General features: G+C 72.6%; 12 protein-coding genes. 7 read left to right on the forward strand and 5 right to left on the reverse strand.

The genetic code is table 11. From position 1 onward, the window contains the following. Window positions 1-42: 42 nt before the first annotated feature. Together OG736_RS10515 and OG736_RS10520 are read right to left on the reverse strand one after the other, a co-directional pair. Window positions 43-660 (reverse strand): TetR/AcrR family transcriptional regulator, encoded by a 618-nt coding sequence (locus OG736_RS10515; RefSeq protein WP_327182194.1) that lies wholly within the window; start codon window positions 658-660, stop codon window positions 43-45. A gap of 92 nt (window positions 661-752) precedes the next feature. Then, the gene (locus tag OG736_RS10520) at window positions 753-1,274 is read right to left on the reverse strand and encodes a hypothetical protein (RefSeq protein WP_327182195.1); all 522 of its coding nucleotides are present in this window, start codon (window positions 1,272-1,274) and stop codon (window positions 753-755) included. Window positions 1,275-1,450: 176 nt separating this feature from the next. Between OG736_RS10520 and hmgA the strand changes: the two genes are divergently transcribed. Genes hmgA through OG736_RS10540 form a run of 4 tightly spaced genes read left to right on the forward strand, consistent with a single transcriptional unit; the run spans window position 1,451 to window position 5,957 of the window. Beyond that, a complete protein-coding gene (gene hmgA / locus OG736_RS10525) occupies window positions 1,451-2,791 on the forward strand; it encodes a homogentisate 1,2-dioxygenase (protein ID WP_327182196.1) in 1,341 nt (446 codons plus the stop codon). A 26-nt stretch (window positions 2,792-2,817) separates the two neighbouring features. Next, a complete protein-coding gene (locus OG736_RS10530; protein WP_327182197.1) occupies window positions 2,818-3,567 on the forward strand; it encodes a GntR family transcriptional regulator in 750 nt (249 codons plus the stop codon). Window positions 3,568-3,592: 25 nt separating this feature from the next. Then, window positions 3,593-4,738: a type ISP restriction/modification enzyme gene (locus OG736_RS10535; RefSeq protein ID WP_327182198.1), complete on the forward strand. Its 1,146-nt coding sequence runs from the start codon at window positions 3,593-3,595 to the stop codon at window positions 4,736-4,738. Between the two features lie 10 nt (window positions 4,739-4,748). Then, entirely contained in the window at window positions 4,749-5,957 is a 1,209-nt protein-coding gene (locus OG736_RS10540; RefSeq protein WP_327182199.1) for a CaiB/BaiF CoA transferase family protein, read from the forward strand. A 35-nt stretch (window positions 5,958-5,992) separates the two neighbouring features. Here OG736_RS10540 and OG736_RS10545 read toward each other — a convergent pair whose 3' ends face one another. The 3 genes from OG736_RS10545 to OG736_RS10555 form a co-directional block, all read right to left on the reverse strand. Beyond that, a complete protein-coding gene (locus OG736_RS10545; protein ID WP_078615612.1) occupies window positions 5,993-6,274 on the reverse strand; it encodes a hypothetical protein in 282 nt (93 codons plus the stop codon). A gap of 126 nt (window positions 6,275-6,400) precedes the next feature. Further along, window positions 6,401-7,219, reverse strand: a complete 819-nt coding sequence (locus OG736_RS10550; RefSeq protein WP_327182200.1) for an anti-sigma factor — start codon at window positions 7,217-7,219, stop codon at window positions 6,401-6,403. Continuing rightward, complete coding sequence (locus tag OG736_RS10555) at window positions 7,216-7,758, reverse strand: sigma-70 family RNA polymerase sigma factor (RefSeq protein ID WP_054239311.1); 543 nt, start codon at window positions 7,756-7,758, stop codon at window positions 7,216-7,218. Before OG736_RS10555 ends, OG736_RS10550 begins: the two co-directional genes overlap by 4 nt. A gap of 210 nt (window positions 7,759-7,968) precedes the next feature. Here OG736_RS10555 and OG736_RS10560 point away from each other — a divergent pair, with 210 nt between their 5' ends. From OG736_RS10560 to OG736_RS10570, 3 genes are all read left to right on the forward strand, one after another. Then, window positions 7,969-9,477 carry a DUF4331 domain-containing protein gene (locus tag OG736_RS10560; RefSeq protein WP_327182201.1) on the forward strand — a complete coding sequence of 503 codons (1,509 nt, stop codon included), beginning with the start codon at window positions 7,969-7,971 and terminating at the stop codon, window positions 9,475-9,477. A gap of 173 nt (window positions 9,478-9,650) precedes the next feature. Further along, entirely contained in the window at window positions 9,651-11,402 is a 1,752-nt protein-coding gene (locus tag OG736_RS10565) for a tetratricopeptide repeat protein (RefSeq protein ID WP_327182202.1), read from the forward strand. Further along, a complete protein-coding gene (locus OG736_RS10570) occupies window positions 11,399-13,096 on the forward strand; it encodes a nickel transporter (RefSeq protein WP_327182203.1) in 1,698 nt (565 codons plus the stop codon). The genes OG736_RS10565 and OG736_RS10570 overlap by 4 nt, the downstream gene beginning before the upstream one ends. Window positions 13,097-13,133 lie beyond the last annotated feature (37 nt).

The following is a 13,133-nucleotide window of genomic DNA, read 5'->3' on the forward strand; positions in this document are numbered from 1 at the left end:
TACCGAGCGGTATGGCCGATGGGGAGGGGGCGACCGCGACCGTCAGTCCAGGGTCCGCGCCAGATACGCCCGCAGCAGCTCCCGCGCCTCGTCGATCACCTTCGGGTCACCCTCCGGATCCACCCGGAAGGCCAGCTGGACGAGGGTGTCCGCGGTCTCCACGGCGATCAGGAAGGTGCGGCGCAGATCGTCGTCGGGCTCGCGGACGAGATAGTCGGAGAGCAGGTCGGTGAGGCGGTCGGCGACCCGGTGGTTGGGTTCCGCGTGCCGGGCGCCGACCGGGATCTGGTTGCCGAAGTCGACGAGGGAGAACCCCGGCGCGGTCTGCTTCATGGCCAGGTACTCGTCGAGCACGGCGTCCATGGCGGCCCGCCAGTCGCCCCGGCGCGCGCCCTTCAGCCGCTCGGTGACGCGCTCGGAGTAGCGCTCGAGGTTGCGCTGCGCCAGCGCGTCGGCCATCTGCCGCTTGTTGCCGAAGAAGCGGTAGACGGAGCCGATGGGGACGCCGGCGCGCTCGGCGACGGCCCGGGTGCTCAGGCCGTCGTAGCCGACCTCGTCCAGCAGGTCGGCGCAGGCGTCGAGGATTCTGGTCAGCCGTTCGGCGCTGCGCCGCTGCACGGGCGCACGACGGAGCGATGTCGCTTGGGGCACGGAGCTCATGATGCCTTTCCGTCGCGGCGGGGTGAACCTCACCCCTCGGTACGGAGAAAGATGCCTGATGCACTCAACGGGGGCTCGCCGGGGGACGGCGCTCAGGGCGAGGGCTCCGACGCCGTGATGTACGCCGTGCTCTCCACCGGCTTGCCGTCCACCGCCCACACCGTGCCGTCGTCCGCGCACAGCCGGGCGGTGACCTGGTGGGTGCCGTGCGGCAGGTAGCCGGCCGGGATGCGGTAGGACGGGGTGCGCAGGTCGGCGACCGGCTGGTCGTCCACGTAGAGCCGGGCGGCGCCGCGGCCGTGGGCCACCCCCGCCTTCGCAGCGGTGGACGTGAACCGGAAGTTCTCCACCTTCAGGCGGACGTCCCAGCTGCCGTCGGCCTCGGGCTCCACCTCGACACCGACCTCGGGTGCCCCCTTCTTCCCCACCTCGCGGTAGTGCCGCCCTTCGTCGTCCGTGTCCTTCAGGACCTTGCCCACCGGCGAGGGGGAGACCGACGCCGCGGTCGACGCGTCCCCCCGCTCATGGGCGTCACTGGTGCCGCAGCCCGCGGATCCGGTCAGCAGCAGGACACAGACCGCGGGCACGGCGAGGCTTCCGCGCGTCCACGACATGCGGGGGAGCGTAGAACAACGGACCGACACGCGGATCCCCCTGGAGTCTGGTTCCGGCCGTCTTGATCGTCCTTCAGGAGGAGGACCGGCGCACCTCTTGCGCCGGGGAAATCGCAATCCTACGGTGATGCATAGGAATCAGCAGGCGCACCCGCGGGGCGCCGGAGGGAGCGATCATGAGCAGCGGGGACGCACGCAAGACGGCCGAGGGCCTGACCTATCTCTCCGGGTTCGGCAACGAGCACGCCTCCGAGGCCGTGCCGGGGGCCCTGCCCGACGGCCGGAACTCGCCGCAGCGGGCGCCCCTCGGCCTGTACGCGGAACAGCTCAGCGGTACGGCGTTCACCGAGCCGCGCGCCCACAACCGCCGCTCGTGGCTCTACCGGATCCGCCCGTCGGCCGCGCACCCGGCGTTCACCCGCGCCGACGACGGCGCGCTGCGCACCGGCCCCTTCACGCAGACCGTCCCCGATCCGAACCGGCTGCGCTGGGACCCGCTGCCCGAGCCGCCGGCCGGCACGGACCTCCTCGCCGGCCTGTGGACCCTCGGCGGCAACGGCGACGTCACCCAGCGCACCGGCATGGCCGTGCACCTGTACCACGCGAACGCCTCCATGGAACGCGTGTTCGGCGACGCCGACGGCGAGCTGCTGATCGTCCCCGAGCAGGGCGGACTGCTGCTGCGCACGGAGTTCGGGCAGCTGCACGCCGAGCCCGGCGAGGTGGCGCTGATCCCGCGTGGGGTCCGCTTCCGCGTCGACCTGCTGGACGCCTCCGCCCGCGGCTACGTCTGCGAGAACTACGGCGCCCCCTTCCGCCTCCCCGACCTCGGCCCGATCGGCGCCAACGGCCTCGCCAACCCCCGTGACTTCCGCGCGCCCGTCGCCGCCTACGAGGACGTCGAGGGCCCGGTGGAGGTCGTCAACAAGTACTGCGGCCACCTCTGGAGCGCGACGTACGACCACTCCCCGCTCGACGTGGTCGCCTGGCACGGCAACCACGTGCCGTACGTCTACGACCTGCGCCGCTTCAACGTCATCGGGACCATCTCCTACGACCACCCGGACCCGTCGATCTTCACGGTGCTGACCGCCCCGTCCGACACCCCCGGTCTGGCCGGCGTCGACTTCGTGGTCTTCGCCCCGCGCTGGCTGGTCGGCGAGGACACCTTCCGGCCGCCGTACTTCCACCGGAACGTGATGAGCGAGTACATGGGCCTGATCGAGGGCGCGTACGACGCCAAGACGGCCGGAAAGGGCGGCTTCGTGCCGGGCGGCGGTTCGCTGCACAACATGATGTCGGCGCACGGCCCGGACCGGGAGACCTTCGACCGGGCGAGCGCCGCCGAGCTGGGGCCGCAGAAGATCGACGACGGGTTGGCGTTCATGTTCGAGACCCGCTGGCCGATCGCCCTCACCCCGCACGCGTCCCGGGCGGACCACCTCCAGCAGCGCTACGACGACGTCTGGCAGGGCCTCGAACGCCACTTCCGTCCGTCCGACGGAACATTGCACTGAACGTTGCCGACCGGTACGGATAGCCCGTGACCTCCTTCGCCCCGGACTCGATCGTCCTCACCCGAAAGCTGCCGCTCTGGTACCAGGTGTCGCAGTCGCTGCGCGCCTCGATACTCGGCCGCTCGCCGCAGGACCCGCTCCGACTGCCCACCGAGGAGCAGTTGGCGGGTCACTACGGGGTGAGCGTGCTGACCATGCGACAGGCGCTGAAGGAGCTGGAGGACGAGGGGCTGATCAGCCGGCACCGCCGGCGGGGCACGTTCATCGAGCCGAGCGCCCGGCGGGGCGCTCCGGTCCGGCTCCTCGGCTCGGTCGACGCGATCGTGGCCCAGCAGTCCGCCATGACGACGGAACTCCTCGACCACGGCCGTACGTCCGTCCCCGCCGAAGTCGCCGAGCACTTCCCGGACCTGACCGAGGTGGCGACCTACCACCGGCTGAGGAGCGACGAGAACACGGGTGAGCCGACCAACCACGCCCGCAACTACGTCCGTCCCGAGATCGCCGCCCGGATCGACCCCGAGGACCTGGTCCGCCGCCCCATGACGAAGGTGCTGCGGGACCTCACGGGCGTGGACATCAGCCGGATCACGGACACGGTCGAGGCCCGGCTGGCGGACCCGGAGACCGCCAAGCTGCTCCGGGTCCCGCTGCTCAGCCCGATCCTGCACTACACGGGCGTCATCTACGACACCGGCGGACGGGTGCTCGACGTGGCCGTCATCCACTACCGGGGCGACCGTTTCTCCTTCACGGTCACCCTCGACGCGACGTGACCCGCCACGGGCGACCCGTCGTACGATGCCCAGCGTGACGCCCGACGACGCTCCGCCGCTGGCGGACCTCATGCCGTGGTCCGTCGCACCGCCGCGGCTCGGCCGGGGGTGGCCGACGGACCCCGACCCGGCTTCCCTGAAAGCCCGCTGGGACGCCCTGGTGAAGACCGAGGGCCCGGGCCGCGAGGCCCTGTTCGAGCCGACCCGCTCACGCACCCTGCACACGGCGGTCGGGCAGCTGCCCGGGCACCCCGGCGGCACCGAGAGACTCGCCCGCGCCTCGGGCCCCTGCCCCGAGCCGGTACGGGTACTGACCGGGCCCTTCGACGAGCACTGGCTCATCCCCGACCACCGGCTGATCGACGCGGCCCGCCCGGAGCTGTGGCGGGTGGCGGACGAGCACCAGGTGTTCGTGGTGGAGACACCGTCCCCGCCGGGCCCGCCGCTGCTCGCGACCGCCCTGATCCCGCTGGCGCGCACCGGCCGGATCCGCCCGCTGTACCGGCGCCCCGGCGGCTTGGAACCCAACCTGGCGCCGGGCCTGCTGGAGCACCTCGGCCACTCCCCCGATCCGGTGGACTTCCTGGCCTGGACCCTGACCGCCGTCCGCCCCGATCTCACCGTCCCGCTCACCCGGGACCCCGGGCTCTGGGCCCGGGGTGTGGAACTGGGCCGCCGCGCCCTGTGGCTGCTCCGCCGCGACGGCGACCGCCCGCGGCTCCCCGGCGGCCGCCGCCCCTACGTCCGCGCCCCGCTGCCCAGCCGGCCCCTGACGCTGCACTACGACCGCGACGAGGAGACCCTGCACCTCGACGGCGGCCGTGTCTCCCCGGTCCCGCCCGCGGCCTGGGATTTCACGGCGGGCGGGGTCCGCGTCCTGGAGCAGTGGTTCGCGGCCCGGACGGCGGAGCCCGGGCCGGGCACCCTGGCCGCGATCCGTCCGACGACCTGGCCGCAGGCCTGGACCTCCGAACTCCTCGAACTGATCACGGTGTTGGCGCTGTTCGCGGAAGCGCGCGACCGGCAGGAGGAGTTGACGGTGCCGGACACGATCACCGCGAAGGAGCTGCGCGCGGCGGGCGTCCTGCCGGTCCCGGACCAGCTCCGGCACCCGGCGACGGTCCTCGACCACCACGAGGAGGGCCCGGAGGGCCAGTTCGCGCTGATCTAGCATCCACCTCATGGACCAGAGCCCCCCGCCGCTGCCGCCGCCCCTGGAGGGCCTCACCGTCGTCGCCGTCGAGCAGGCGGTCGCGGCTCCGTTCGCCACCCGCCAGCTCGCCGACCTCGGCGCCCGGGTGATCAAGGTCGAGCGGATCGACGGCGGTGACTTCGCCCGTGGCTACGACACGGCCGCCGGCGGCCTCGCCTCGCACTTCGTGTGGTGCAACCGCGGCAAGGAGTCCATCGCGCTGGACCTCAAGGACCCACGCGGCCTGGACGTCGTACGGCGGCTGATCGCCGACGCGGACGTGTTCGTGCAGAACCTCGCCCAGGGGGCGGCGGCCCGGCTGGGTCTGGACGCGGCCACCCTGTGCGCGGCGCATCCGCGGCTGGTCGCCGTCGACATCTCCGGGTACGGGCCGAGCGGGCCGTACGCGGACAAGCGGGCGTACGACATGCTCGTGCAGTGCGAGGCGGGGCTGGTGTCGGTGACCGGGACGCCCGAGCAGCCGGTGAAGGCGGGGATCCCGGCGGCGGACATCGCCGCGGCCATGTACGCCTTCTCGGGCGTGCTGGCGGCGCTGGTGCGGCGGGGCACGACCGGGCGGGGCGGGGCGGTGGAGGTGTCGATGCTGGAGGCGCTCGCGGAGTGGATGGGGCATCCGCTGCACCACACGATGCACGGCGGCGCCGCCCCGGCCCGCACCGGCCTCGCGCACGCGGTGATCGCGCCCTACGACGCCTACCCCACCGCCGACGGCGGACGGGTGCTGCTGTCCGTGCAGAACGACCGGGAGTGGCGACGGCTGGCCGAACAGGTCCTCGGCCTACCCGACGCGGGGGCGGATCCGGCGTACGCGACGAACGCGGCAAGGGTGGCGAACCGGGAACGCACGGACGCGCTGGTGGCCGAAGCGCTGGGCGCCCTGGGCGCCGACGAGGCGCTCGCACGGCTGGAGGGCGCGGGCATCGCGTGCGCACGCCTGAGGGACCTGCACGAGCTGGCGGAGCATCCGCAGCTGGCGGCCCGTGAGCGGTGGCGGGAGGTGGGGACGCCGGTCGGACCGCTGCGGGCACTGCTGCCCCCGATCACGCTGCCGGGCGGGGCGGAGGCACGGATGGGAGACGTGCCCGCGCTCGGGGAACACACCGAAGCGCTGCTGCGTGCCGTGGGGATGACGGACGAGGAGATCGCAGCGCTGCGCCGGGACGGTGTGGCCGCCTGAGCGCGGGACTCAGTACGTGAGAACGCGCCGGCCGGTCAGTGCTTGTTGCCTCCGAACAGCGAACGCCGCAGTCGGCGCAGCGGCGCGAAGAGCGAGACGCGGCTCACCCGTGCCCGCGCCGTCTTGGGGCCGTGGCCACGCGCGGGTTCACGCGCGGTCAGCTCCCGCATGAGCGAGGTCGCCTCGAGCGTCTCGCGCTGCGGTATGGCGGGGCCCGCCAGCACTGAGAGATGGCGGTCGAGGCGCGAACTGGTCGCACTGCTCCCGCAGGTGATCGCAGGGACCCGCGCCCTGCTGTGCATCGTTATCTGTTCCATGTCACTCCCCACCCGTACGAGTCCACCCGGCCCGGGCAGGGTAACCCTATCGCCCCGTCGAGGCACACGTGTATCGAGCTCACAGGATTCACCTTCCCCGTAAGGGGGTTGACGACGCCTCTCCGATCACTCTCCGAATCCAACCGATTTCAGGGTGAGTTGGACAACTGGCTGTGTAGTGGGCTGTGGTGATCCCCCGTCGGGCTCGACGGTCACAGCGAGTGACGTCGCGACCTTGTCGAGACCGGTGGCTACCAGGGGCGTGTCGCCGTCGAAGAGCCCGAGGGAGCGCGGTTGCGCGTCGGGGCGCATGAGCCACAGCTGATGCACCTGTCCGGTGGGCAGCTCGCCGTATCCGCTCAGGGTGACGATCGCCTCGCCCTCCCCGGCGGAGGCGATCACTCCGATACTGCGGCCCTGCGCGTCCTTCCCGGTGCTCGCCCGCGCGTCGGGAGCTGCGAGAACGTGGGCGATCTCACGCGCCCGGTCGCGCTCGGCGTTCAGTTCGTCCTGGGCACGGCCCGCCTGCACGGCGAAGAGCGAGGCGACGACGAGGGCCGCCGCGGCGGTGGCCGTGGCGAACGGCACGAACAACGGACGGCGCGCGCGGGGCGCACGGGAGCGTCCCGGCGGCGACTGCGTGCCCCAGACGTGCGGGGGCAGTTGGGGGGCGTACTCCCTGCCCTGCGCGCGGGAGGACTCCTGCGGCGTTCTCTGCACGGCCGCCAGCACCCGGCTCCGCAGGTGGGCCGGCGGCTGCGCGGCCTGGGACCAGGCGAGCCGGACGGCGTCCTCTGCCAGCGCCCGCACCTCGGCGGAGCAGCGGTCGCAGCCCGTCAGATGCTTCTCGAAACGGCGGCGTTCGTCGGGTTCGAGTGCGTCGAGCGCGTAGGGGGCGGCCAGCGAGTGCAGGTCCTCGCGGCGGAACAGGCCGAGCACACTCATGCGGCACCTCCCAGGCAGTCGCGCAGCCGCGTGAGTCCGTCACGCATCCGGGTCTTCACCGTGCCCAGCGGCAGCGACAGCCGGTCGGCCACTTCACGGTACGTGTAGCCGTCGTAGTAGGCGAGGGTGACGGACTGACGCTGGAGCGCCGTCAGCCGGTCGAGGCAGCGGCGGACCAACTGGCGTTCCAGACCGGCCTCGACCTCCTCGGCCACCTGGTCGAAGGCGGGGTCGTGATAGCGCGACGCCTCGCGCTGCTCACGGTCCACGGCCGCACGGGCGCTGCGCACCCGGTCGACGGCGCGGCGGTGCGCGAGGGTGAGGATCCAGGAGAGGGCGCTGCCCCGGTTCGGGTCGAACCGGCCGGCCGAGCGCCAGGCCTCCAGGAGCACCTCCTGGGCGACCTCCTCCGACTGCGCGGGATCCCTGACGACCCGGCGTACGAGCCCGAACACCGGCCCCGACACCAGTCCGTAGAGCTGTTCGAATGCGCGCTGGTCGCCCCCAGCCACGAGCACCAGTAGCTCGTCCGCCTCCATGCGGTCCCCCTCCCTGCGGCCGCCACACCCGGGCCGCCCCGTCACACCAGGCATTCGCAACGAACACACCTCCGGATGGGGGGTACGTATCGAAGCGCCGAAAACGCGGGTGAGCAGGAAAGAAAAAGTTTTTGGGATTCGACCAATCCGAACCCACCCCCCGCTCCGTATCACTGTCCGTCAGGCAACTTGGCACAGAGGACGGACGGCATGACAGCTTTCTCCAGGAGCGGCAACGGACGCAGGAGCGTCGCGACCCTCGTCTGCGGTGCGTTGGCCGCCGGGGGGCTCGCAGCCGCCGGCGTGGCCACGCTGGTGCCGGGGGCGGCCTACGCCTCCAGCCACCGCGAGGCCCCCCTCATCTCGGGCACCCCGCAGTACGACAACACCGACGTGTACGCCTTCGTCAGCCCGGACCACCCGGACACGACGACGATCGTCGCGAACTGGATCCCCTTCGAGGAGCCGGCCGGCGGTCCCAACTTCTTCCCGTTCGCCGAGGACGCCCAGTACGACCTGCACATCGACAACAACGGTGACGCGAAGGAGGATCTGACCTTCCGCTACACCTTCAAGACGCACGTGAAGAACAAGAAGACGTTCCTCTACAACACGGGTGTCGTCGAGAGCCTGGACGACGCCGACCTGAACATCACGCAGACGTACGACCTCGAACTGATCAAGTCGAAGAAGGGGAAGGTCGAGCACGAGACGAAGATCGCGGACGACGTGCCGGTGGCGCCGTCGAACGTGGGCAAGGCCTCGATGCCGCACTACTCGAAGCTGCGCGACCAGGCGATCTACAAGCTCTCCAGCGGCGCCAAGACCTTCGCGGGCCAGGCCGACGACCCGTTCTTCCTCGACCTGCGCGTCTTCGACCTGCTGTACGGCGGTGACCTCTCCGAGGTCGGCAACGACACGCTCAAGGGCTACAACGTCAACTCGATCGCGCTTCAGGTCCCGAACGACATGATCGCCGAGTCGGCGCACCAGCCGATCGTCGGCATCTGGTCGACGACCCAGCGCGAGAACGCCCAGGGCCGCTACTCGCAGGTCTCGCGGCTCGGTATGCCGCTGGTCAACGAGGTCGTCAACCCGATCAAGGACAAGGACAAGTTCAACGCGTCCGAGCCGAAGGACGACGGCCAGTTCCTGAAGAACGTCACCAACCCCGAGCTGCCGAAGCTCATAGAGGCGATCTACAAGATCAAGGCGCCGGCCGAGCCGCGCAACGACCTCGTCGACGTGTTCCTGAAGGGCGTCAAGGGCCTCAACCAGCCGCCGTACGTGACGCCGTCGGAGGAACTGCGCCTCAACACCTCGATCAAGCCGACCGCCAGCCCCAAGCGGCTCGGTGTCCTCGACGGTGACAACGCGGGCTTCCCGAACGGCCGTCGCCTCACCGACGACGTGATCGACGCCTCGCTCCAGGTCGTCGAGGGTGAGCTGGTCGGTTCCAAGAACGACCTGGGCGACGCGGTCGACAAGAACGACAAGTCCTTCGAGAAGTACTTCCCCTACGTGGCCCTGCCCACCGAGGGCTCGCGCGGCGCGACCGCCAAGAGCGGCGCCGACGTCCGCAGCCAGCTCGGTGACGCCCTCACGGGCTCCGACAGCAACACCACGCTGATCGCGTCCTCCGCGGGCGCCGGCGCGGCGGGCATCCTCCTCATCGGCGGCGGGCTGATGTGGTGGCGAGGGCGGCGGCGGGCCTACTAGGCCCTCCTCCTGAGCGGGGCCCACTGGGCCCTCCTCTGAGCGGGCCGGGGAGAATCCTGCGCTCCCCGGCCCGCCTCACCGACTGGCGCGGCCCGCGTACTCATCCCCCACGGCGCGGGCCGCGCCACCCCTGTGCGAGCAGGCTGAACAACCCAGGCGACCTAGGAGAGGGCATGTCCCCGCGGACGAACGACGGCGAACCGGAGCCCACCCGACCGGCCTCCGCCCGACCGGTACCGGCCTCCGGCACACCGGTCTCCGGCGCACCGGCCTCCGGCGGACCGCTCGCGAACCCCGGCCGACCGGCGCCGAATCCCGGTCCGGGCCCGGCCTCCGAGGAAGCCTCGGCCACGAAGACCGCGGCAGAGGCGAAGCCCGGGGACACGGCGGAAGCCGACGTCCAGGCCGGCGCCCACGGCGACACCGACACCGACACCGTCGCCCATGCCGAAGCCGGGGTGGAGGCGGAGGCCGGGACGGGGGCCGGCACCGAGGCGGAAGCCGGGGCCGCTACCGATACCGGTGACGGTGGCGAGCTCGCCGTCGGTGGCGATGAGCGTGTCGCCGCGGTGCGGCGGGCGGGGGCCGCCGGGCGTCGGTGGCGGGCCGCTCAACTCAGCGCCTGTGCCGCCATGCTGGCCGTGGCGCTCACCGCCGGGGCGGTCGCGCTCGGGGCGGTGCGGGACGGACAGAACGTTCCCGTGTCGACCGCGGCGGCGGTCTCTCCCGGGTTGCTCGCCAGTGGCGATCTCGACTCGAGCATCACCGCGCTGCAGGCTCATCTCCGTTCGCAGCCCAGGGACTTCGGCGGCTGGGCCACCCTCGGGCTCGCCTACGTCGAGCAGGCCCGCACCAAGGGCGACCCCTCCCGCTACCCGCAGGCCGAGCAGGCCCTGAAGCGCTCCCTCTCGCTGCGCTCCGACAACGACCAGGCGCTCGCCGGCCGGGCCGCCCTCGCCGCCGCCCGGCACGACTTCGCGAACGCCCTGGACCTGGCCGACCAGGCACTGAAGCAGAACCCCTACAGCGAGCGCGCCCTGTGCTCCCGTATCGACGCCCTCGTCGAACTCGGCCGCTACGACGACGCCGAGGAGGCCGCCAAGACGGCCGACGAACGGCGTCCGGGCGTACCGGTGTTCACCCGCTACGCGTACGTGCACGAACTGCGCGGCGACGTCACCACCGCCCGCCGGGTCCTGGAGCGGGCGCTCGCCGCGTCGACCTCACCCGGCGACATCGCCTACGTGGCCGCCCAGCTCGGTCAACTCGCCTGGAACCAGGGCGACTACGCCACCGCTCTCACCCACTACGCCCGTGCGCTCGCCGCCGACGAGAACTACCTCCCCGCGCTGGAGGGCCGTGCCCGCGCCCAGGCGGCGAGCGGCCGGCAGGCCGAGGCCGTCAAGGGGCTGGAGCTCATCGTCGCCCGCTATCCGCTCCCCGGACCGCTGGTGGAGCTCGGCGAGCTGTACGAGGCCCGGGGCGGCGAGGGCGACACGGCGAAGGCCGAGAACCAGTACCTCCTCGTCGACGCGTGGACGGCCATCGCCCGCGCCAACGGCGTCAACGCCGACCTCGACACCGCGCTCGCCGCGGCCGACCACGGCGACCGGGCGACGGCCCTGCGTGCGGCCCGCGACGACTGGTCGCGCCGGCACACCGTGCACACGGCGGACGCGCTCGCCTGGGCCCTGCACGTCAACGGCAAGGACGCCGAGGCACTCCCCTACGCCCGGCAGGCCACGGCCACCGGCTACCGCAACGCGTCCTTCCTCTACCACCGCGGGGTGATCGAGAAGGCCACAGGACACCCCGCCGACGCCCGTACCCACCTCGCCGCCGCCCTGAAACTGAACCCCGGCTTCTCCCCGCTGGGCGCCCGCGAGGCCCGTACGGCACTCAAGACGCTGGAGGCGAGCAAGTGATTTCCCGTCGTCTGCTGGCTTCCTGCGCGGCCGTGTTCACGGCCGGCTGCGCGCTCGCGCTGGTCCCTTCCGCCAACGCGAGCGCGCACCCCCTCGGCAACTTCACCGTCAACCGCTACGACGGTCTCGTCGCCGCCCCCGGACAGCTTCGCGTCGACCACGTCGAGGACCTCGCCGAGATCCCGGCGACCCAGGCGAAGCCGGACATCGAACGGCTCGGGATGACCGAGTGGGCCCGGCAGCGCTGCGCGAGCGCCGCGGCCGGCAGCAGGCTGACCGTGGACGGCCGCGCCGTCACCCTCACGGCGGGCGCCGGCAAGGCGGTCGTACGGCCCGGCCAGGCGGGGCTCGACACCCTGCGCGTGGAGTGCAGGCTGACGGCTGCGCTGCCCGCCGTGTCCGGCGAGGACACCCTCTCCCTCACCTTCCACAGCGAGGGCGCCTCCTCCGGGCCCGGCTGGCGCGAGATCACCGCGCGCGGCGACCGCATGACGCTCGCCGACTCCGACGTGCCGAAGAAGTCGGTCTCGTCGGAACTCACCAGCTATCCCAAGGAGTTGCTCTCCTCGCCCGCCGACACCTCGACCGCTTCGGTGCGGGTGCGACCGGGTGGCGCGGCCCTCGTCGAGGAGGACCGGGACGCACCGGCCGCGTCCGTGCTGCCGCGGGGCGCCGACCGCTGGACGCGCGCCCTGGACAACCTGGTCGCCCGGCAGGACCTCACCGTCGGCTTCGCCGCTTTGGCCCTGGTGATCGCCGTCGGCCTCGGCGCGATGCACGCGGTCGCCCCGGGGCACGGCAAGACCATCATGGCCGCGACGGCCGCCGCGCGGGGCGGCAGGGCCCGGATGAAGGACGTCCTTCCCCTGGCCGCCTCCGTCACCGTCACACACACCCTGGGCGTCGTCGCCCTCGGCCTCCTCGTCACCGCCGGTTCGGCCGCGGCGCCTTCGGTGATCGCCTGGCTGGGCCTGGCCAGCGGCGCGCTGGTGCTCTTCGCGGGCGCGACCCTCGCCCGACGGGCCTGGCGCGGCCGGGGCCCCGACAGCCCCCACGGACACACCCACCCACACCCTCATCCACACCCCCACGGCGGCGACCCGCACGGCGACGCCCCGCACACCCACGAGCCCGCGAAAGCCCCGGCACGTCAACTCGCCCTCGTCGGCGCCCCCACCCCGCACACCCATGCCCATCACGACCCCGGGCACGGCCACGACAGCGACGGCGACCGCCGCCACGAGCACGACCACGACCACGACCACGACCACGACCACGACCACAGTCACGAGCACGGTCGCCCCCACACGCACACCCACGGCGGCCACACCCACACCCACGCCGTCGCCCCCACGCTCCGCGGCACGCTCCTCCTCGGCTTCGCCGGCGGCATGGTCCCCAGTCCGTCCGCCGTGGTCGTGCTGGTCGGCGCGGCGGCGCTCGGGCACGCCTGGTTCGGGCTGCTGCTCGTCGTCGCGTACGGCGTCGGGCTCGCGCTGACCCTGACCGCCGCCGGGTTCGCCGTCGTCAGGCTGGGCGCGGGCGCGACCCGTCTGCTGGACCGGCAGCCGCGCTGGACGACTCACCCGGTCGTGACGCTGGCCCGCCGCAACCTGCCCCTGTGGTCCGCGTTCCTGGTCGTCGCCCTCGGCGCCGGACTGGTGCTCAAGGGGGCCGCATCCGTACTCGGCTGAGCTACGTTTGTGGGGTTGCGGAGGTTTTCGCCCGGAT

The sequence above is a fragment of the Streptomyces sp. NBC_01334 genome (assembly GCF_035983595.1).
In the GTDB taxonomy this organism is placed as follows: domain Bacteria; phylum Actinomycetota; class Actinomycetes; order Streptomycetales; family Streptomycetaceae; genus Streptomyces; species Streptomyces coriariae.

Excerpts from the sequence above, each read along its gene's own strand:
- OG736_RS10545 (WP_078615612.1), bottom strand. The coding sequence starts at position 6,274 with ATGGAACAGATAACGATGCACAGCAGGGCGCGGGTCCCTGCGATCACC.
- OG736_RS10535 (WP_327182198.1), top strand. The coding sequence starts at position 3,593 with ATGCCCAGCGTGACGCCCGACGACGCTCCGCCGCTGGCGGACCTCATG.
- OG736_RS10515 (WP_327182194.1), bottom strand. The coding sequence starts at position 660 with ATGAGCTCCGTGCCCCAAGCGACATCGCTCCGTCGTGCGCCCGTGCAG.
- OG736_RS10520 (WP_327182195.1), bottom strand. The coding sequence starts at position 1,274 with ATGTCGTGGACGCGCGGAAGCCTCGCCGTGCCCGCGGTCTGTGTCCTG.
- OG736_RS10560 (WP_327182201.1), top strand. The coding sequence starts at position 7,969 with ATGACAGCTTTCTCCAGGAGCGGCAACGGACGCAGGAGCGTCGCGACC.
- OG736_RS10550 (WP_327182200.1), bottom strand. The coding sequence starts at position 7,219 with ATGAGTGTGCTCGGCCTGTTCCGCCGCGAGGACCTGCACTCGCTGGCC.
- OG736_RS10565 (WP_327182202.1), top strand. The coding sequence starts at position 9,651 with ATGTCCCCGCGGACGAACGACGGCGAACCGGAGCCCACCCGACCGGCC.
- hmgA (WP_327182196.1), top strand. The coding sequence starts at position 1,451 with ATGAGCAGCGGGGACGCACGCAAGACGGCCGAGGGCCTGACCTATCTC.
- OG736_RS10540 (WP_327182199.1), top strand. The coding sequence starts at position 4,749 with ATGGACCAGAGCCCCCCGCCGCTGCCGCCGCCCCTGGAGGGCCTCACC.
- OG736_RS10555 (WP_054239311.1), bottom strand. The coding sequence starts at position 7,758 with ATGGAGGCGGACGAGCTACTGGTGCTCGTGGCTGGGGGCGACCAGCGC.